This window comes from Streptomyces sp. NPDC050636 (assembly GCF_040654775.1).
Taxonomy (GTDB): Bacteria; Actinomycetota; Actinomycetes; order Streptomycetales; family Streptomycetaceae; genus Streptomyces.
In genome coordinates, this window is sequence record NZ_JBFAIP010000001.1 from 499,876 (window position 1) to 519,084 (window position 19,209).

Below are 19,209 nucleotides of genomic sequence, written 5' to 3' on the forward strand. Positions count from 1 at the left end.
GCGGCGGTCAGCCCAGCACTGACCGCCGCGTACGCGCCGGCCGGCAATCAGCCGGTCGGTACCTCCAGGTAAGACGGCCTCGCCTTGGGCGAGCTCACGGCAATCGTGCCGCCGGCCCCGTTCGCATCGCCGTAGAGCGTGTCCTTCGTATCCACGGCCAGCATCAACCGGTGCCCCTTCGGCACGTCGTACGCGGCGGCCTGGAGCGAGATGTCGGCGGTGACGGAACGCCCCGGGCGGCCGTCCAGCGACGTGAACGGCGCATGCGTGATGATGTGCGCCTTGCCGTTCGCGTCGACGTCGAAGAGGTGGGCGAAGATCGTCGATTGGGCCGTGGTCGGCGTGTAGGTCAGCCGCAGCTTGGGGGCTCCGCGCAGACGCGTGGTCGCCTCCACGGGCGTGCTGGTCCAAACGGCCGCGTTCTCACGGGAGATCGTGTTCGTCCGGTACGTCTTCGGGAGGCCCACCATCTCCTTGTAGCCGGCGAGGAAGACGACGCTTCCCGCGGCGCTCGCGGTGGTGTCCTTGCCCGATGTGAAGCCCATCCGCCAGCCGGTCGACGGGGCGGGGCTCAGACCACCATCCGCGCCCTTGCCCTCCGGCGCCGCCAGATTCAGCCGCTGCGTCCGCTCCGTGAACGCGCCCCAGTTGGGCCTGGTCTCGCGCAGCCAGGGCCAGTACTTCCACATCACCTGGCTGTTGACCTGGCCCTCGGTGTCGATGCCGTTCCGCTCGCCTTTGAGGAAGCGGTCGAACCAGCGCTTGGCGTCGTTGGTGACGTGGTTGGGCAGGCCGCCCATTCCGGTCATCTCCGGACCGGCATGGTCCCCGATGGACAGGTCGATCCGCTTCGGTCCGGTGAGACTGTTGAACGTCTTCAGCGACTGGTTCGAGGGGAACAGCGTCTCGTGCCACGCCTGGCCGTAAAGGACGGGTACCCGGCGCTTGTTGAGCTGCTTGATGTACGTCTGCGGAGAACGCTGCTTCGCCCAGGCCAGCGCGCGGGGGATGTTGCGGTTGGTGAGGATGTCGTCGAAGGCCTGGCGGGTGCCGGCGCTCAGCCGCGCATTGCCCGCGACCGTCTGGAGGGCCCGCACGGAACCGAGATGGCGGGTGTGGTTCTCGTAGAACGACTCGCCCAGGTCACCCCAGGTGCTCAGCGCGGCGACCGCGTCCACCCGGGAGTCGTGAGCGGCGATGAGCTGGCTCAGGCCCGAGCCGTACGACAAGCCCGCGAAACCGACCTTGGTCGTACGGCCGGGCGCGTGCGCGATCAGATAGTCCAGCGCCTTGGAGCCGTCCTTGACGTCCAGCGGGCCGCCCGCGTCGACCTCGCCCTCCGAAGAGCCGAAGCCGCGCGCCGAGTACGCGATGACGTTGTAGCCGGCCAGCGCGTACTTGGTCGCCATGACCGCGTACGTGTGCCAGCCCACCTGCGTCCAGGGGGACGGCAGGACGATGGCGGGGCGGGGCCTGCCGTCCTGGTGGATCCAGGTGGCACCGTCCAGCTTGTCGCCGTTGGCACCGGGGATCTTCACCAGCCGGAAGGGTGCCGCGAGCGACGCCGGGGCCGACGGCCGGGCCTCGGCGACGGCGGGGGTGGCTATGGATATGGCAAGCGCGGTGGCCGGAACCACCGCGCATCGCGCGAAGCGGGAACGTAACACGTCCGAGACGCTCTTCTCTTCAGGTGAGTTGGGGCGCAGCTCCACTGCGTACGAGATGGCTGCTCACGAGCAAGCCCACGCACGATCATGGCCGCGTACGATCAAGAATGCGCGCCCCTCGCCCAGCCCAAACAGCGTCAGCGAGCCAGATGGATCACAGTCCCCGCGCGACCTCCGTCGCCCAGTACGTCAGGATCATGTTCGCGCCGGCCCGCTTGATACCGGTCAGCGTCTCCAGGATCGCCTTGTCGCGGTCGATCCAGCCCTTCTCCGCGGCCGCCTCGACCATCGCGTACTCACCCGAGATCTGATACGCCGCCACCGGCACATCCGCCTCGTCCGCGATCCGCGCCAGCACATCCAGATACGGCAGCGCCGGCTTGACCATGACCATGTCGGCGCCCTCCTCCAGGTCGAGCGCCAACTCGCGCAACGACTCACGGAGGTTCGCCGGATCCTGCTGGTACGTCTTGCGGTCACCCTTCAGCGACGACCCGACGGCCTCGCGGAAGGGGCCGTAGAACGCCGACGAATACTTCGCCGTGTAGGCGAGAATCGACACGTCCTCGTGGCCGGTCTGGTCCAGCGCGTCACGGATGACGCCGACCTGGCCGTCCATCATGCCGCTGGGGCCCACGACATGGACGCCCGCGTCGGCCTGCACCTGCGCCATCTCGGCGTAGCGCTCCAGCGTCGCGTCGTTGTCGACCCGGCCCTCGGCGTCCAGGACACCGCAGTGGCCGTGGTCGGTGTACTCGTCCAGGCACAGGTCGGACATGATCACGAGATCGTCCCCGACCTCGGCCCGCACGTCCCGGATGGCGACCTGGAGGATGCCGTCGGGGTCCGTGCCCGCCGTACCGGCCGCGTCCTTCTTCTCGTCCAGCGGCACACCGAACAGCATGATCCCGGAGACGCCCGCCTCCACCGCCTCGACGGCCGCCTTCCGCAGCGTGTCGCGGGTGTGCTGGACGACGCCCGGCATCGCGGAGATCGGCACCGGCGCGGAGACGCCCTCCCGGACGAACGCCGGGAGGATCAAGTCGGCCGGGTGCAGCCGGTGTTCGGCGACCATCCGCCGCATGGCGGGGGTGGTGCGCAGCCGTCGCGGCCGCGCCCCCGGGAAGCTTCCGTACGTACTGCTGCTCAACTGCGAGCCCTCCTACGCGATCCGGGCCGCCGCTCGCTGGGACGGGTGACCGGGTCCCCGGCCTCGATCGCGGCATCGCGCCGCGCCGCCCCGAAGTCCGCGAGCGCTTCGGCCAGCTTGTGGACCGAGGGCTCGGGCGACATGACGTCCACGCGCAGCCCGTGCTCCTCGGCGGTCTTGGCGGTGGCCGGACCGATACAGGCGATCACGGTCACGTTGTGCGGCTTGCCGGCGATGCCGACGAGATTCCGGACGGTCGACGAGGACGTGAACAGCACGGCGTCGAAGCCGCCGCCCTTGATGGCCTCCCGCGTCTCGGCCGGCGGCGGCGAGGCGCGCACGGTCCGGTAGGCCGTGACGTCGTCGACCTCCCAGCCGAGCTCGATCAGGCCCGCGACAAGGGTCTCCGTCGCGATGTCGGCGCGCGGCAGGAAGACGCGGTCGATCGGGTCGAAGACCGGGTCGTAGGGCGGCCAGTCCTCCAGGAGGCCGGCGGCGGACTGCTCCCCGCTCGGCACCAGGTCGGGCTTCACGCCGAAGGCGATCAGTGCCTTGGCGGTCTGCTCGCCGACCGCGGCGACCTTGATCCCGGCGAAGGCACGGGCGTCGAGACCGTACTCCTCGAACTTCTCCCGGACCGCCTTGACGGCGTTGACCGAGGTGAAGGCGATCCATTCATAGCGGCCGGTGACCAGGCCCTTGACCGCACGCTCCATCTGCTGCGGGGTACGCGGCGGTTCGACGGCGATCGTCGGGACCTCGTGCGGCACCGCGCCGTACGAGACGAGCTGGTCGGAGAGCGACGCGGCCTGCTCCTTCGTACGTGGAACGAGTACCCGCCAGCCGAACAGCGGCTTGGACTCGAACCACGACAGCTGGTCGCGCTGCGCTGCGGCGCACCGCTCACCGACCACGGCTATGACCGGCTGGCCGCCATCGGGCGACGGCAGCACCTTGGCGGCCTTGAGGACCTGCGCGACGGACCCGAGGGTCGCTGCCCAGGTGCGCTGCCGGGTGGTGGTGCCGGCGACCGTGACGGTCATCGGGGTGTCCGGCTTGCGGCCCGCGGACACCAGCTCCCCGGCGGCCGCGGCCACCGAGTCGAGGGTGGCGGACACGACGGCGGTGGCATCGCTGGCGCCGACCTCGGTCCAACAGCGGCCATCGGCGCTGCGCGCGTCGATGAAGCGGACGTCCGTGCCCTGGGCGTCGCGCAGCGGCACACCGGCGTACGCGGGCACGCCGACCGCGGCGGCGATGCCGGGCACGACCTCGAAGACGATGCCTTCGGCGGCGCAGGCCAGCATCTCCTCGGCGACATACCCGTCCAGGCCGGGGTCACCGGTCACCGCACGGACGACCCGCTTGCCCGCACGGGCGGCCGCCATGACAAGATTGGCGGTGTCCCGAAGAGCAGGGATGTCGGCGGGGATTGACGCCTCGTCAGCTGACGCCTGCAGTGGTGTGTCCACCTGTGCACGCGCATGCACGCGGACGACGTCCAGCACATGCGGGTCGGCGATCAACACGTCCGCCTGAGCCAGCGCCTCCACGGCACGCAGCGTCAGCAGACCCGGGTCTCCCGGGCCGGCACCGAGGAAGGTGACCTGGCCGGAGGCGGAGTGGTTTGGGGCGGTGGGGTTCAAAGTGCTCGCTCCCCCATAAGACCGGCCGCACCCTTTGCGAGCATCTCGGCGGCGAGTTCACGACCCATGTTCAGCGGGGTCGACACGTCGTCGGGAGAGGCGGGTACGTGCGCGGTGGTGGACATCTGCACCAGCGTGCTGCCGTCGGTCGAGCCGACGACGCCACGCAGATGCAGTTCGGTGACAGCCTGCTCATCAACCTGCAGGTCGGCCAGTGCTCCAACGGGTGCGGAGCAGCCGGCCTCCAGGGCGGCGAGCAGGGAACGCTCGGCGGTCACGGCGACCCGGGTGAACGGGTCGTCGAGCTCGGCGAGCTGAGCGGCGAGGTCCGCGTTGACCGCAGCGCACTCGATCGCCAGTGCCCCCTGGCCGGGGGCGGGCAAAACCACGTCGGGCGACAGCAGCTGCGTCGCCTCGTCGATCCGGCCGATACGGGTGAGTCCGGCGGCGGCCAGTACGACCGCATCCAGCTCACCCTTCTCGACGTAGCCGATCCGGGTGTCGATGTTGCCGCGGATCGGTACGGTCGTCACGCGCCGGCCCAGGGACCTGGCCCAGGCGTTGAGCTGGCACATCCGCCTGGGGGACCCGGTACCGACCCGGGCGCCGTCGGGCAGCTCCTCGAAGGTCAGTCCGTCCCGGGCGATCAGCGCGTCCCGGGCGTCCGCACGCTTCGGCACAGCGGCCAGCGTCAGGTTCCCGGGCTGCGCGGTGGGCAGGTCCTTGAGCGAGTGGACGGCGAAGTCGATCTCCCCGGCGAGCAGCGCGTCGCGCAGCGCCGACACGAAGACGCCGGTGCCGCCGATCTGCGCAAGGTGCTCGCGGGAGGTGTCGCCGTAGGTGGTGATCTCCACCAGCTCGACGGGGCGGCCCGTCAGCTCGCGCACCGCCTCAGCGATCTGTCCGGACTGGGCCATGGCGAGCTTGCTCCGCCGTGTGCCCAGCCGCAGGGCCGTCGGGGCCCTCATAGTGCTGTCATTCATTGCCCGCTCCCGTGCTGTGTGGACCGTACGTCCGCCCGGCTGACGGCAGCCACCGTCTGGGGGTCGAGGTCGAAGAGTTCCCGCAGTGCGTCCGCGTACCCGGCGCCGCCGGGCTCGCTCGCGAGCTGCTTGACCCGCACGGTGGGCGCGTGCAGGAGCTTGTCGACGACCCGGCGCACGGTCTGGGTGATCTCGGCGCGCTGCTTGTCGTCCAGGTCGGGGAGGCGGCCGTCGAGCCGGGCGATCTCGCTGCTGACGACGTCCGCGGCCATGGTGCGCAGGGCGACCACGGTGGGGGTGATGTGCGCGGCCCGCTGGGCGGCACCGAAGGCGGCGACCTCTTCGGAGACGAGGGTGCGCACGGCGTCCACGTCGGCGGCCATCGGCGCGTCGGCGGACGCGTCGGCCAGCGTCTCGATGTCGACGAGGTGCGTGCCCTCGATGCGGTGCACGGCGGCGTCGATGTCGCGCGGCATCGCGAGGTCGAGCAGCGCCAGGGGCTCGTCGCGCCCGGAGAGCGCGGCCGCGACCATGTCGCCGCCGAGGACCAGGCCGGTCGCGCCGGTACAGGAGATCACGATGTCGGCGACCGCCAGCTCGTGCTCGACGCAGGTCATCGCCGCCGCGCGGGCACGCAGCCCGTTGGCGGCGCCGGGCCCGCCCGGCTCGGTGAGGATCCGGGTGAGCCGCTCGGCACGCTCCACGGTCCGGTTGGCGACCGCGAGCTCGCCGATTCCGGCCCGTACGAGGGTGGTGGCGGCCAGCGAGGACATCGAGCCGGCGCCGATCACCAGGGCCCGCTTGCCCCGGGCCCAGGCCGCGATGTCCTGGCCGCCGGCCAGCTGCTCCAGGCCGAAGGTGACCAGCGACTGGCCGGCCTTGTCGATGCCGGTCTCGCTGTGAGCGCGCTTGCCGACCCGCAGGGCCTGCTGGAACAGGTCGTTCAGCAGCCGCCCGGCGGTGTGCTGCTCCTGGGCGACGGCCAGCGCGTCCTTGATCTGGCCGAGGATCTGGCCCTCGCCGACGACCATCGAGTCCAGGCCGCAGGCCACCGAGAAGAGGTGGTGGACGGCGCGGTCCTCGTAGTGGACGTAGAGATAAGGGGTGAGCTCCTCCAGCCCCGCACCGCTGTGACGGGCCAGGAGGGTGGACAGCTCGGCCACACCGGCGTGGAACTTGTCCACGTCGGCGTAGACCTCGATGCGGTTGCAGGTGGAGAGCACCGCGGACTCGGCGGCCGGCTCGGCCGACACCGCGTCCTGCAGCAGCTTGCCGCGCGCCTCGGGCGCCAGGGCAGCCCGCTCCAGCACGCTCACCGGCGCGCTGCGATGACTCAGTCCAACGACCAAGAGGCTCATGCTTGCACCTCGCTTCGCGAGGCACAGCCTGCGCCTGTGACGCACCCTTCGATGATTCGCTCGCTGCGCTCGCTCATGCCGGCATCACGGCGGGCACATCCCCGTCAGGTCCCTTGCGGTCGGCCGCGGCGGCGGTGGCACGGGCCACCGGGGCCGGCGGGCCGGTGTCGGGCGCCGTCTCCTCGCCCGCCTTGCGCTGCTCGTGGAAGGCGAGGATCTGCAGCTCTATCGACAGGTCGACCTTCCGTACGTCCACCCCGTCCGGGACGGTCAGCACGGTCGGCGCGAAGTTGAGGATCGAGGTGACACCGGCGGCGACCAGGCGGTCACAGACCTGCTGGGCCGCGCCCGCCGGCGTCGCGATGACGCCGATCGAGACGCCGTTGTCCTCGATGATGTGCTCCAGCTCGTCGGTGTGCTGCACCGCGATGCCGGCGACGGGCTTGCCCGCCATGGCCGGGTCGGCGTCGATCAGCGCGGCGACGCGGAAGCCACGGGAGGCGAAGCCGCCGTAGTTGGCGAGCGCCGCGCCGAGATTACCGATACCGACGATGACGACGGGCCAGTCCTGGGTCAGGCCGAGCTCACGCGAGATCTGGTAGACGAGGTACTCCACGTCGTAGCCGACGCCACGGGTCCCGTAGGAGCCGAGGTAGGAGAAGTCCTTGCGCAGTTTCGCGGAGTTGACTCCCGCCGCGGCAGCGAGCTCCTCGGAGGAGACCGTGGGGACCGAGCGCTCGGAGAGCGCGGTCAGGGCACGCAGATACAGCGGAAGCCGGGCGACGGTGGCCTCGGGAATGCCTCGGCTTCGGGTCGCCGGTCGGTGAGTTCGGCCAGTTGCCACGGTGCTCCTGCGGGTAGAGCGGGGCTGCGGGCGACCATACGTAACCCGACCGCCCTGTCTTCTGCAGGCTATGTCTTTGTGAACGCGTGCACAAAGATGGTGTCCGTTTTGTCGGGCCAAAGTGACCGGGGTCACGCGGCTTTTACCGGCGTTCGCGGAACCAACTCCCACGTCACACCGTTCACCCGCGCCACGCTGGTATCGAGGTAGCGCCGACGGGAGCACGCGCCCTCACTCCTCACCGCTATACCCCCGGAAACCTACAAATCGCCCACCGATGGTAGTCGAACCCGCGTCGCCGCAGAACCGTCGCGGCCCAGGCACAATGGCCCCATGGCCCCCTTGTTCAGCCGCAGCACCCGCAAGAACCTCGCCGAGCGCATGGTCACCCTCATCGGGAAGCCGGGCTGCCATCTGTGCGACGACGCACAGGCCGTGATCGAGAAGGTGTGCGCCGAGACCGGCGCGTCGTGGGAGAAGAAGGACATCACCGAGGACCCCGAGCTGCACCACAAGTACTGGGAGCAGATTCCGGTCGTCCTGGTGGACGGTGCCCAGCACGACTTCTGGCGGGTGGACCCCCAGCGGCTGCGCAAGGCACTGGGCGCCTGAGCACCGCGAGGGGCCCCTACGAGACGGCCATCGGGATGGCCGTAACGCAACCGTCGGCCGCCCCCGGCCTGCGTGACACGCGCCCGTAACCGGGAGCACCGAACAAACTGGCTACGCTGGCCACATGGCCCTCCCGTCGCCCGACCCCCGCCCCGGCAAGAGCTCCCTCGGGACGTCCACCTCCTGGCACTTCCCCGCGGGATGGTTCGCCCGCCGCCGACGCCCCGCCACCGCACGCAGCGTGCTGGCCGGCGAGGCTGCGGCCGAGGCCGCCCGCAAGACCTCCCAGGAACTGCCGCCCCCTGAGGAAGCCGTCGAGGAAGCCCCGGAGGAGCCCGAGTTCCCGGTCGTCGGGGATGCGGCGGCGGCCGCCTTCTTCGACCTCGACAACACCGTCATGCAGGGCGCCGCCCTCTTCCACTTCGGCCGCGGCCTCTACAAAAGACACTTCTTTCACAAGCGCGATCTGGCCCGCTTCGCCTGGCAGCAGATCTACTTCCGGCTGGCCGGCTCGGAGAACCCCGAGCACATGGCGGACGTCCGCAACAGCGCGCTCTCCATCGTCCAGGGCCACCGCGTCTCCGAGTTGATGTCCATCGGCGAGGAGATCTACGACGAGTACATGGCCGAACGCGTCTGGCCCGGCACCCGCGCGCTCGCCCAGGCCCATCTCGACGCCGGACAAAAGGTCTGGCTGGTGACCGCGGCCCCCGTCGAGACCGCGACGATCATCGCCCGCCGGCTCGGCCTGACCGGCGCGCTGGGCACCGTCGCCGAATCCGTGGGCGGCATCTACACCGGCAAGTTGGTGGGCGAGCCGCTGCACGGCCCGGCCAAGGCCGAGGCGGTCCGCGCGCTCGCCGCCGCCGAGGGCCTGGAGCTGTCGCGCTGTGCCGCCTACAGCGACTCCGCCAACGACATCCCGATGCTCTCGCTCGTCGGACATCCCTACGCGATCAACCCCGACAGCCGACTGCGCAAGCACGCCCGGGAACAGGGCTGGCGGCTGCGCGATTACCGGACGGGCCGCAAGGCCGTCAAGATCGGTATCCCGGCTGCCGCCGGTGTGGGTGCCCTCGCCGGCGGCGCCGCGGCCGCCGTCGCGCTCCAGCGCCGCCGCCGCTGACCAGGCTTGATCACCTGGCGGCGCGCCAAGCCATCCGTTCTACCTACCCCCGGCGCTCTCCCGTCAGTCCCATTGCTTGCGCTCAACCACAACACGCCCTCCAACCAGGCAGATTGCGTCCCCTTCCGATCAATAGTTGCTCAATATTCGATACTTGATCTGCCACCAACCCGGCACGGACCGTAAGTAATCGATGATTTGAGCAACTGGGTGTAGCGCTGCCTGTACGAAGCGTTATTCTCCTCTAGACGCAATCCGGAACCCACACGTCCCTACGACGAGTGAACGGTCCCGCACTGCACGTGATGGAAGCTCTGCCTCTGGGAGTCCCGTGTACCCACACGTCGGGGTTGACGCCTCGGGCCTGGCTACGCTGCGTACGACACTCGTCGACCACCTGCGCAGTTTTGTCCCCACCGCGTACGCCGTCCCCGCATTCGCCTCAGCCGTCCCCGCCGGCCCCTGCTACGCCCTGGCCGATGGGAGTACCGCGGTCGGCAAGGCCACCGGCCGCACCCGCCGTTCCGGCGCCGGCACGACCACCGCCCGTCGCCCCGCCGACAGCGACAGCCGTCGCATGATGGACCTCGTCGAACGAGCCCAGGCCGGCGAGGCCGAAGCCTTCGGCCGCCTCTACGACCAGTACGCCGACACGGTCTACCGCTACATCTACTACCGCGTGGGCGGCCGTGCCACGGCCGAAGACCTCACCAGCGAGACGTTCCTGCGCGCCCTGCGCCGTATCGGCACCTTCACCTGGCAGGGCCGCGACTTCGGCGCCTGGCTGGTGACCATCGCCCGCAACCTCGTCGCCGACCACTTCAAGTCCTCGCGCTTCCGCCTGGAAGTCACCACCGGCGAAATGCTCGACGCCAACGAGGTCGAGCGCAGCCCCGAGGACTCGGTCCTCGAATCCCTCTCCAATGCCGCCCTGTTGGAGGCGGTACGCAAGCTCAACCCCCAGCAGCAGGAGTGCGTGACCCTGCGCTTCCTGCAGGGCCTCTCGGTCGCCGAGACCGCCCGCGTCATGGGCAAGAACGAGGGCGCTATCAAGACCCTCCAGTACCGGGCGGTCCGCACCCTCGCGCGACTGCTGCCGGAAGACGCCCGCTGACCCCGATCGCCCACCCTCACCACCCCTTTCCCGCCATTATTCGCTCACGCATGGTGATCGGTCATGCCCGGTCGGTCAGATCATCGTGAGTGCGTAACCCGAGTGCCGCGCCGCTCGTTGTGCGGGATGCAGGCTCCATGCGGTCACGCCGTGTCCGCTGCCTCTCACTCGATCGAGTGGCCGCGAACAACGGCGTGCAACCGTCCGGTCCGTCTGGATGGTCAAAGCCAGTCCGGGGAGTCGAGCGGGATGACGAGAGGAGGTGCCGCCCGTGATCGCGAATGTCTCGGTGCACCGGCGGGCCAACGCCTTCGCCCAGGCCCTGGAGGATCAGGTCCTCGAGGGCGCGGCGGCCGAGGACAAGGTCGACAGTCCGGCGCAAGCGCCGGAAGAAGCACGGCTGTTGGCGGTCGCCGACGGCCTCGGGGAGCTCCCGAAGCCGGAGATGGCCACCGAGGTCAAGACCGTCCAGCGCGCCCAGCTCATCGCCGCGATGGAGGCCGCCTTCTCAGAAGGCGCCCCGTCCGACGATGCCAGGGTGCCCGTGCAACGCACACCGAAGGGCGCGCACCGCGCGGCGAAATCGCTCGGCCGGCTGCGTCCGCGGTCCCGCCTCTCCAAGGGGCTGGCCGCGGGCGGACTGACGGTCGGCGTCGCCGCCGGTGCGTTCAGCGGCGTCGCGGCAGCCAGCTCCGACGCCCTCCCCGGCGACTCGCTGTACGGGCTCAAGCGCGGCATGGAGGACCTCAAGCTCGGCATGGCCGACGACGACTCCGACCGCGGCCAGCTCTACCTCGACCAGGCCTCCACGCGCATGCTGGAGGCCCGTCGCCTGATGGAGCGCGGCCGGGTCGCCGACCTCGACCATGAGTCGCTCCGCGAGGTCCGCAAGGCGCTCTCCGGCGTACGGAACGACGCCGGGGAGGGACACCGTCTGCTGCACGCGGCCTTCGCCCGCGACGGTTCGCTCGGCCACATCCAGGCGCTGAACTCCTTCACCAAGTCGCATCGCCATACCTGGACGCAGCTGCGCGACCGGCTCCCGATGCAGCTCATGGACGTCCGGGACGAGGTGAGTTCGGTCTTCGACGCCATAGACGACGAGGTCGGTCCGCTCCGCCCGCTGCTACCGCCCACCGTCGGCGGCAAGAAGCAGCACCACGGCGCGCCCGCGGCCTCCGGCACCGGATCCGGTCACAGCGAACGTCCCGCCCCGTCAGGCGGCCACGCAGCCTCCGGCAAACACGGCGACGGCTCGCACGCTCCCCGCCCGTCGACATCCCCGTCCCAGGACGGCGGCCTGCTCGGCGGCAGTACGGGCGGCCTGCTGGATCCGCCCAGGGACGGCAGCCCGGCTCCGCACGACGGCAGCAGCGGCCGCGACACGCCCGGCAATACGGACGTCACCCTCCCGCCGCTGCTCCCGGGGCTGCTACCCGACCTGGGTATCGACGGCGACGGCTCCTCGAAGTAGCCGCACGGGATGAAGGAGACGCACGCGATCTCCAGCAGTCCCCATGACGGCGCGCTCGGTGTTCTTCCGGTCCTTCCCTCAGAAGAACACCGAGCGTCGCTGTACCAACAGCTTGTAGAGGGTGTGCTGAATCGTTTCCCGTACCTGGTCCGTGAGGTTGAACATCAGCATCGGATCGTCGGCGGCCTCCGGCGGATAGCCCTCCGTGGCGATCGGCTCGCCGAACTGGATCGTCCACTTCGTCGGCAGCGGCAGCGCCCCCAGCGGCCCCAGCCACGGGAATGTCGGCGTGATCGGGAAGTACGGCAGACCCAGCACCCGGGCCAGCGTCTTGGCGTTCCCGATCATCGGGTAGATCTCCTCCGCGCCCACGATCGAGCACGGCACGATCGGCACCCCGGCCTTCAGCGCCGTCGAGACAAACCCGCCCCGCCCGAACCGCTGCAGCTTGTAGCGGTCCGCGAAGGGCTTCCCGATGCCCTTGAAGCCCTCCGGCATCACCCCGACGACCTCACCGCGCTCCAGCAGCCGCTGGGCGTCCTCCGCGCAGGCGAGGGTGTGCCCGGCCTTGCGTGCCAGCTCGTTTATCACCGGCAGCACAAACACCAAATCGGCCGCCAGAAGCCGCAGATGGCGCCCCGCCGGATGGTTGTCGTGCACCGCGACCTGGAGCATCAGCCCGTCGAGCGGCAGCGTCCCCGAATGGTTGGCGACGATCAGCGCGCCACCCTCGGCGGGGATGTTCTCGACGCCCTTGACCTCGACCCGGAAGTATTTGTCGTAGAACGGCCGCAGCAGCGACATCAGGACCTGGTCGGTCAGCTCCTCGTCGTAGCCGAAGTCGTCGACCTCGTACTCGCCGGTGATCCGCCGCCGTAGAAAGCTCAGCCCGCCCGCGATCCGCTCGTCCAGGGACCGCCCGGCGCCCGGCCGCTCGGGCGGCGACTGCTCAGCGGCCCCGGTCCGCGCCTCCGGTACCGGCGCCAGCGCCGGACCACGCCCCGTGCGCTCGGCCCGTCGGGCCTTTCTGCGCGCCCGGGGGTCCTCGCCGAAGGGAATGACCTTGGCGTCCGCCATCGTGGGTGAACTCCTCACTGGGTCGGGCCGGAACGTGCGGGCAGCACGCCGGCGAGCCGGTCGACGGTGCGGGCGAGGGACTCGGGCGGCAGCAGCCCGGGTCCGCGGCTGCGGGCGAATTCCGCGAAGGTCTCCGCCGTCGTGTACTGCGGATGGAACCCCAGCGTCTCGCGCATCTGCGTCGTCTGGACGACCCGGCCGTGCGTGAGCATGCGGATCTGTTCCGGTGAGAAGTCCGTGATGCCGACGGACCGCAGCGCCGAGCCGGCCCAGGTCACCGTCGGCAGGAACAGCGGCAGCGTGGGCCGTCCCAGCCGCCGGGAGGTCTGCGACAGCAACAGGACGCCGTCCCCGGCGATATTGAACGTGCCGCTGTTGAGCGTGCCCCGGCGCGGCGCGGAGGCGGCGATCCGCAGCACCTCGATGGCGTCCTCCTCGTGCACGAACTGGAGGCGCGGGTCGTAGCCGAAAACCGTCGGCAGCACGGGCAGCGAGAAGTAGTCGGCGAGCGGCGAATCCGCACACGGCCCGAGGATGTTGGCGAAGCGCAGGACGCACACCGCCACATCCGGCCGCCGCCGGGCGAATCCCCGCACATACCCCTCGACCTCGACGACGTCCTTGGCGAAGCCGCCGCTGGGCAGCGACTTCGGCGGGGTGGTCTCGGTGAAGACGGCCGGGTCACGCGGCGCGGAGCCGTAGACGCTGGCACTGGACTTGATGACCAGGCGCTGCACGTTCGGGGCCTTCTGGCAGGCGCCGAGGAGCTGCATGGTCCCGATGACGTTGGTTTCCTTCACCGCGGTGCGGCCGCCGCGGCTGCCCAGGGGCGTGCCGTTGATGTCCATATGGACGACGGTGTCGACGCCCGTCTCGGCCAGGACCCTGGCGATCGCCGGATGCCGGATATCGGCCTTGAGGAATTCGGCGCCGCCCAGATGGTGCTCCGGTGGCACGGCGTCGACCCCGATCACCCGGTCGACATCGGGATCGCGCTGGATCCGGCGTACGAACCGGCCTCCCAGCTGACGCGCGGCTCCCGTGACGAGCACGACCTTGCCCAAGATCAGCCCTTCCTTCCCGCCCTCGGCCATCGCCTGAGCCAAGCTGTGCGGGTCACGCTATCGGGTCGGTGTTGCGCTGTGATGACCGCACGATGCACTGAGCCACTTTTCCGTACCCAGCACCGTCCATACGGCCCACAACGCACCGCGGCCCCCCATCACACCAAGGTGATGGGGGGCCGCGAAATCGCGATCAGCGCCGCTTACTTCTTGTTACGACGCTGAACACGGGTGCGCTTGAGCAGCTTGCGGTGCTTCTTCTTCGCCATCCGCTTGCGCCGCTTCTTGATAACAGAGCCCACGACTACCCTCGCTCACTTCGATTTCACTCGGTGCGGGGCGTCCGAGCCCACACTACCTACATCGGGCCAGCCTACCCGGCGCCGGGCGTACGGCGTAATCCGAGGGTCCAAGCGGGCCCTTCAGGCCGATTCCACCCCCACATAGGACTCACGGAGATAGTCGTGAACCGCCTGCTCCGGAACCCGGAAGGACCTCCCCACGCGGATCGCGGGCAGATGACCACTGTGCACCAGGCGGTACACGGTCATCTTCGACACTCGCATCACCGTGGCAACTTCCGCCACTGTCAGGAACACGACCTCGTTCAGAGGCCTCTGGTCTGCACCCATGGACACACCTGCACCTTCCGCATAAGACGGGCACCGGCTTCCCCTCCGGTGACTCTTCGTCGCTATGCGCTCACTCCCCAATTTAGGGGCGGGTGATGCGAGTGGGGAAGAGGAGCAGCGAACAGCCGCCTACCGGGACAGACACGCCCGATTGAGTACATAGCGTGTCAGTGGTCGGTAGTAAGCGGACCGCACGGCGTCATCGAGCGGCACCACCGCGGAGACCCGCCCCTCCGCCTCTCCGACGAACAGCGCGGGGTCGTCCGCATCCGCCAGCCCGATGGCCTCGATGCCGAGCTGACCTGCTCCGCAGACCCATCCGTGGTCCCCGATCACCAGCCCCGGGAGCGGCCCCGCAGAGTCCGCCGCGGCGGCCAGAGCGATACGCACCGGGAGCGGCGAATGGGTGTGTACGCCCCCCAGGCCAGGCGCGCCCCGCACGCCGGTTTCGCGCATCAGCGCGACTCCCCGTACGTAGTCAAGGGCGTACGTACGTACCCCGAACCGGGTCGCTATGTCGACACAGTCGCCATACGCGGGGGTGAGCACGGGGCAGCCCGCCGACGAGAGAGCGTCTGCGAGCGCGGCGTAGAAATCCAGCAACCGGTGCGGATGACCGGTGCCGAGCAGCACCGGCACCCGCCGGCCCGCCGCCTCACCGACCCGGTCGGCGAACCGGTCCAGCGCCGCGATCGTACGATCTGGATCGATCACATCGGGGCCGGAGATATACGCGGGATCGGCCGAAACCCCGCACTTCTGCCCCATCAACCCCAGAACTTCCCCGAACGGCCAGTCCCGTTCGGGGTCCAGCCCCAGCAACACCCGGGGATCGCGCGCCGAGAAGAGCCGGTAACGGCCCAGGCTCTTCTCCCGCATGGTCGCGATCGTCCCCGCGAGCCGCGCCTCGATCAGGTGCGCCCGCAGCGCCCCGGTGCCCAACACGCGTCTCATGCTGGCCCGTTGGTCGGGTACCGGATGCCCTAACCGACGGGTAGTCACACATCCGGGGGCATCCGGGCCTGGTCATCCGGGCTACGCTCTCATGGCAGCAACCCGTGCGCGGGGAACACCGCCCGTCGGGTGGCCAACACCGCCTGGTCCAGCCGGTCGGACGGGTCGTAGCCGCCGTCGGCGAAATCCCGCCAGCGCGGCGTACGCCCGTCCGTCATCCGCTGCGGCCCCAACTGCCGGGTCCTGCGGAACACTTCGTGCCGCCATGCCTCCGGCACCCGCGACGTCGGCTCGATCGGCCGGCCGGCCGCGATCGCCGCCAGATGCGTCCAGCTGCGCGGCACCACATCCACCACCGCATAGCCGCCGCCACCGAGCGCGACCCACCGCCCGTCCGCGTACTCATGCGCCAGATCGTGGCAGGACTCCGCCACCAGCCGCTGCGCGTCGACGCTCACCGCCAGATGCGCGAGCGGGTCCTCGAAGTGGGTGTCCGCACCGTGCTGCGTCACGATCACCTGCGGACGGAACGCCGCGAGCAGCTCCGGCACCACCGCGTGGAACGCCCGCAGCCAGCCCTCGTCACCGGTACCGGCCGGCAGCGCCACATTCGCCGCGCTGCCCTCCGCACCGTCGCCGCCGCTCTCCTCCGGCCATCCGGTCTGCGGGAAGAGCGTCCGCGGATGCTCGTGCAGCGAGATCGTCAAAACCCGGGGGTCCTCCCAGAACGCCGCCTGCACCCCGTCGCCGTGGTGCACATCCACATCCACATAGGCGACCCGCTCGGCGCCCAGCTCCAGCAGCCGGGCGATCGCCAGCGACGCGTCGTTGTAGATGCAGAATCCGGACGCGCCGCCCGGCATCGCGTGGTGCAGCCCGCCGGCGAAGTTCACCGCATGCAGCACGTCCCCGCGCCAGACGGCCTCGGCCGCCCCGACCGACTGCCCGGCGATCAGCGCCGATGCCTCATGCATCCCGAGGAACGCCGGATCGTCCGCCGTCCCCAGCCCGTACGAGGTGTCCGCCGAGGACGGGTCGGCCGAAGCACGGCGGACCGCCGCGATGTAGTCCTCGCGGTGCACCAGCCGCAGCGTGGAATCGCCGGCCGGTTTGGCCGCGACCACCTCCAGGGGCCCGCGGTCGAGTTCGTACGCCTCCACCAGGCGCATGGTCAGCGCGAGGCGGACCGGGTCCATCGGATGGCCGGGCCCGAAGTCATAGCCCGTTACTGCCTCGTCCCACATCAGCTGTGCGCGGCCGCTCATGGTCGTCACCGTATCCGCCCTCCGGCGACCCGAACGAACGGGCATACACAAGCGTCACCAGTACCAGGGCCATCGGGACGAGCATCGCCCCGCGATAGCTCCAGGCATCGCCCAGCGCGCCCACCAACGGAGAACCAACCAAAAAGCCCACATAGTTGAAAACATTCAGCCGCGCGATGGCCGTATCCGAAGCCCCCGGCCCGTGCACCTCCCCCGCGTACCGCCCGGCCGCCGCGAACGTCTGCGGCACGATCACACACAGCCCCAGGCCCAGCAGGGTGAACCCCGCCATCCCCGCCCATGCCCCGGGCGCCACCGCCACCACCGCGAAACCGGCCGCCGCGACCACGGTCCCGGTCCGCACCACCGCGACCGCCCCGAAACGCCGCACCCCCAGGTCACCCACCGCCCGCCCGAGCAGCGTCGTGACCATGTAGACGTTGTACGGGACGGTGGCGAGCTGCTCCGAGCTCCCCAAGACGTCCTGCAGATACTTCGCGCTCCAGTTGGAGACGGTCGAGTCCCCGATGTACGCGAACGCCATGACGAGGCAGAGGGGGAGGAGCAGACGCATGGACACGGAGGGGGCAACGAGGTCTGCCTTCTCCGGGGCCAACGTCCTCCCAGTGGCCCGGTCCACGAACCACCGGCTCGCGACCAGCGCCAGCGGTACCAGGACCGCCACCGCCGGCCCGTACAGCACCGCCAGCGACAGCTGCCAGTGCGCCCCCGCCCAGGCCAGCGAGGCGCCCACGATGCCGCCCAGGCTGTAGGCGGCATGAAAACCGAGCATGATGCTCCGCCCATAGGCCCGCTGCAGGCTCACCCCGAGCATGTTCATCGACGCGTCCAGCGCGCCGACCGCAAGACCGAACACCCCTAGCGCCACCGCGACCTGGGGCAGCCCACTGCCCGCGCCCACGGCCAACAGCGCGAGGCAGACGACGGACTGGACGCAGCGCAGTACGAGCCCGGGCCGCACCCGCTTCACCGCATGCTCGGTGACGACGCTCCCGAGCCCGGCGAGGACCGGCACCGCGGCGAGGAAGGCTGGCAGCAACCCATCGGAGATTCCGTAACGCTCCTGGATCGCCGGTATTCGGGTCACGAGCAGCGCGAAGACCACGCCCTGGACGAAGAAGCTGAACGCAAGCGAGACCCGGCCGTGCCGCAGCTGCGCTCCTGGTACCAGAGGGGCCGTCATGGCGGCTCAGCGTAGAACCACCGGCTACCGCTGGGTAGATGGATCAGGCGAGCAGTTTGGGCAGCTCCGCCATATCGGAAAAGAGCGTGGAGGCGTCGGCCAGCCGCTCGGCCGGCGTCATCGCGGTGAATCCGTACACGTCCATCCCGGCCTCCACCGCCGCCTGCACACCCAGGGGACTGTCCTCGACCACCGCGCACCGCTCGGGCCGTACGCCCATCCTGTCCGCCGCGTACAGGAACAGATCCGGCGCCGGCTTGCCCCGCCCCACATCCTGCGAGCTGAAAACGCGCTCCTCGGAGAACCACCGGTCCAGCCCCGTCTTGCGGTGCCCCACCCTGATCCGCTCATGGCTCCCGGACGACGCGACGCAATACGGCAGGTCCTCGGCCACCAGCTTCTCCAGCATCTCGGTCGCCCCCGGGACCGGCTCCAACTCCCGCTCGAACGCGGCGAAGACGCGAGCGTGAAAGGCATCGTCGAAACCCTCCGGCAGCCGCTGCCCGGTTCGTTCCATGACGATCTCGTGGATGCGGTGCATGGCCGAACCCATGTAATCGCGGATCGACTCCTCGTACGACGTGGGATGCCCGAGCTCAGTCAGATAGCCGGCGAGAATCGTGTTGGATATCGGCTCGCTGTCGACGAGCACACCGTCATTGTCGAAGATGATCAAGTCGTATCGCATGACTTGACCCTACGCGGCGACATCTGACCCAGAACGCAGAAAAGCCCCGCACCATAAGGTGCGGGGCTTCCCCACTATCAAAAATTGTTCGGCGGCGTCCTACTCTCCCACAGGGTCCCCCCTGCAGTACCATCGGCGCTGAAAGGCTTAGCTTCCGGGTTCGGAATGTAACCGGGCGTTTCCCTAACGCAATGACCACCGAAACACTATGAAGTTAACCAACCCGGCAATGACACAGGTCGTTACTTCAGAACCTACACAGTGGACGCGAGCAACTGAGGACAAGCCCTCGGCCTATTAGTACCAGTCAACTCCACACCTTACGGCGCTTCCATATCTGGCCTATCAACC

At 69.7% G+C, this 19,209-nt stretch carries 18 protein-coding genes and 1 rRNA gene; 4 read left to right on the forward strand and 15 right to left on the reverse strand.

Features of this window, described 5'->3' with window-relative positions:
- Window positions 1–47 precede the first annotated feature (47 nt).
- From AB0I10_RS02430 to AB0I10_RS02455, 6 genes are all read right to left on the reverse strand, one after another.
- Window positions 48–1,667 carry a CocE/NonD family hydrolase gene (locus AB0I10_RS02430; RefSeq protein ID WP_363150380.1) on the reverse strand — a complete coding sequence of 540 codons (1,620 nt, stop codon included), beginning with the start codon at window positions 1,665–1,667 and terminating at the stop codon, window positions 48–50.
- A gap of 154 nt (window positions 1,668–1,821) precedes the next feature.
- Window positions 1,822–2,817, reverse strand: a complete 996-nt coding sequence (gene hemB, locus AB0I10_RS02435) for a porphobilinogen synthase (protein ID WP_363150381.1) — start codon at window positions 2,815–2,817, stop codon at window positions 1,822–1,824.
- Entirely contained in the window at window positions 2,814–4,463 is a 1,650-nt protein-coding gene (locus tag AB0I10_RS02440; RefSeq protein WP_363150382.1) for a bifunctional uroporphyrinogen-III C-methyltransferase/uroporphyrinogen-III synthase, read from the reverse strand. Before AB0I10_RS02440 ends, hemB begins: the two co-directional genes overlap by 4 nt.
- Window positions 4,460–5,446: a hydroxymethylbilane synthase gene (hemC, locus tag AB0I10_RS02445; protein ID WP_363150383.1), complete on the reverse strand. Its 987-nt coding sequence runs from the start codon at window positions 5,444–5,446 to the stop codon at window positions 4,460–4,462. The genes AB0I10_RS02440 and hemC overlap by 4 nt, the downstream gene beginning before the upstream one ends.
- A complete protein-coding gene (locus AB0I10_RS02450) occupies window positions 5,443–6,804 on the reverse strand; it encodes a glutamyl-tRNA reductase (RefSeq protein WP_363150384.1) in 1,362 nt (453 codons plus the stop codon). The genes hemC and AB0I10_RS02450 overlap by 4 nt, the downstream gene beginning before the upstream one ends.
- Before the next feature lie 73 nt (window positions 6,805–6,877).
- Window positions 6,878–7,648: a redox-sensing transcriptional repressor Rex gene (locus AB0I10_RS02455; RefSeq protein ID WP_363150385.1), complete on the reverse strand. Its 771-nt coding sequence runs from the start codon at window positions 7,646–7,648 to the stop codon at window positions 6,878–6,880.
- A 333-nt stretch (window positions 7,649–7,981) separates the two neighbouring features.
- Between AB0I10_RS02455 and AB0I10_RS02460 the strand changes: the two genes are divergently transcribed.
- The 4 genes from AB0I10_RS02460 (at window position 7,982) to AB0I10_RS02475 (ending at window position 11,974) form a co-directional block, all read left to right on the forward strand.
- Entirely contained in the window at window positions 7,982–8,260 is a 279-nt protein-coding gene (locus AB0I10_RS02460) for a glutaredoxin family protein (RefSeq protein ID WP_363150386.1), read from the forward strand.
- 124 nt (window positions 8,261–8,384) lie between these two features.
- Window positions 8,385–9,386: an HAD-IB family hydrolase gene (locus tag AB0I10_RS02465; RefSeq protein ID WP_363150387.1), complete on the forward strand. Its 1,002-nt coding sequence runs from the start codon at window positions 8,385–8,387 to the stop codon at window positions 9,384–9,386.
- Between the two features lie 331 nt (window positions 9,387–9,717).
- Window positions 9,718–10,500, forward strand: a complete 783-nt coding sequence (locus tag AB0I10_RS02470) for an ECF subfamily RNA polymerase sigma factor, BldN family (RefSeq protein ID WP_363150388.1) — start codon at window positions 9,718–9,720, stop codon at window positions 10,498–10,500.
- A 271-nt stretch (window positions 10,501–10,771) separates the two neighbouring features.
- A complete protein-coding gene (locus AB0I10_RS02475; protein WP_363150389.1) occupies window positions 10,772–11,974 on the forward strand; it encodes a DUF5667 domain-containing protein in 1,203 nt (400 codons plus the stop codon).
- Window positions 11,975–12,052: 78 nt separating this feature from the next.
- Here the strand turns inward: AB0I10_RS02475 and AB0I10_RS02480 are convergent, their stop codons facing one another.
- From AB0I10_RS02480 to rrf, 9 genes are all read right to left on the reverse strand, one after another.
- The gene (locus AB0I10_RS02480; RefSeq protein ID WP_363150390.1) at window positions 12,053–13,051 is read right to left on the reverse strand and encodes a lysophospholipid acyltransferase family protein; all 999 of its coding nucleotides are present in this window, start codon (window positions 13,049–13,051) and stop codon (window positions 12,053–12,055) included.
- A 14-nt stretch (window positions 13,052–13,065) separates the two neighbouring features.
- Entirely contained in the window at window positions 13,066–14,115 is a 1,050-nt protein-coding gene (locus tag AB0I10_RS02485) for an NAD-dependent epimerase/dehydratase family protein (RefSeq protein WP_363150425.1), read from the reverse strand.
- A 203-nt stretch (window positions 14,116–14,318) separates the two neighbouring features.
- Window positions 14,319–14,417, reverse strand: coding sequence for an AURKAIP1/COX24 domain-containing protein (locus AB0I10_RS02490; protein WP_003948845.1), 99 nt, complete (start codon window positions 14,415–14,417; stop codon window positions 14,319–14,321).
- A gap of 120 nt (window positions 14,418–14,537) precedes the next feature.
- Entirely contained in the window at window positions 14,538–14,747 is a 210-nt protein-coding gene (locus AB0I10_RS02495) for a helix-turn-helix domain-containing protein (protein ID WP_363150391.1), read from the reverse strand.
- A gap of 129 nt (window positions 14,748–14,876) precedes the next feature.
- Window positions 14,877–15,692: a phosphatase gene (locus tag AB0I10_RS02500; protein ID WP_363150392.1), complete on the reverse strand. Its 816-nt coding sequence runs from the start codon at window positions 15,690–15,692 to the stop codon at window positions 14,877–14,879.
- 98 nt (window positions 15,693–15,790) lie between these two features.
- Window positions 15,791–16,966 (reverse strand): acetoin utilization protein AcuC, encoded by a 1,176-nt coding sequence (locus tag AB0I10_RS02505; protein ID WP_363150393.1) that lies wholly within the window; start codon window positions 16,964–16,966, stop codon window positions 15,791–15,793.
- A complete protein-coding gene (locus AB0I10_RS02510; protein WP_363150394.1) occupies window positions 16,917–18,170 on the reverse strand; it encodes an MFS transporter in 1,254 nt (417 codons plus the stop codon). The genes AB0I10_RS02505 and AB0I10_RS02510 overlap by 50 nt, the downstream gene beginning before the upstream one ends.
- 43 nt (window positions 18,171–18,213) lie before the next feature.
- A complete protein-coding gene (locus AB0I10_RS02515) occupies window positions 18,214–18,858 on the reverse strand; it encodes an HAD family hydrolase (RefSeq protein WP_363150395.1) in 645 nt (214 codons plus the stop codon).
- Window positions 18,859–18,944: 86 nt separating this feature from the next.
- Window positions 18,945–19,061: ribosomal RNA gene (gene rrf, locus AB0I10_RS02520) — 5S ribosomal RNA — on the reverse strand.
- Between the last annotated feature and the right edge of the window lie 148 nt (window positions 19,062–19,209).

Excerpts from the sequence above, each read along its gene's own strand:
- hemC (WP_363150383.1), bottom strand. The coding sequence starts at position 5,446 with ATGAATGACAGCACTATGAGGGCCCCGACGGCCCTGCGGCTGGGCACA.
- AB0I10_RS02450 (WP_363150384.1), bottom strand. The coding sequence starts at position 6,804 with ATGAGCCTCTTGGTCGTTGGACTGAGTCATCGCAGCGCGCCGGTGAGC.
- AB0I10_RS02460 (WP_363150386.1), top strand. The coding sequence starts at position 7,982 with ATGGCCCCCTTGTTCAGCCGCAGCACCCGCAAGAACCTCGCCGAGCGC.
- AB0I10_RS02465 (WP_363150387.1), top strand. The coding sequence starts at position 8,385 with ATGGCCCTCCCGTCGCCCGACCCCCGCCCCGGCAAGAGCTCCCTCGGG.
- AB0I10_RS02480 (WP_363150390.1), bottom strand. The coding sequence starts at position 13,051 with ATGGCGGACGCCAAGGTCATTCCCTTCGGCGAGGACCCCCGGGCGCGC.
- AB0I10_RS02495 (WP_363150391.1), bottom strand. The coding sequence starts at position 14,747 with ATGGGTGCAGACCAGAGGCCTCTGAACGAGGTCGTGTTCCTGACAGTG.
- AB0I10_RS02505 (WP_363150393.1), bottom strand. The coding sequence starts at position 16,966 with ATGAGCGGCCGCGCACAGCTGATGTGGGACGAGGCAGTAACGGGCTAT.
- AB0I10_RS02510 (WP_363150394.1), bottom strand. The coding sequence starts at position 18,170 with ATGACGGCCCCTCTGGTACCAGGAGCGCAGCTGCGGCACGGCCGGGTC.
- AB0I10_RS02515 (WP_363150395.1), bottom strand. The coding sequence starts at position 18,858 with ATGCGATACGACTTGATCATCTTCGACAATGACGGTGTGCTCGTCGAC.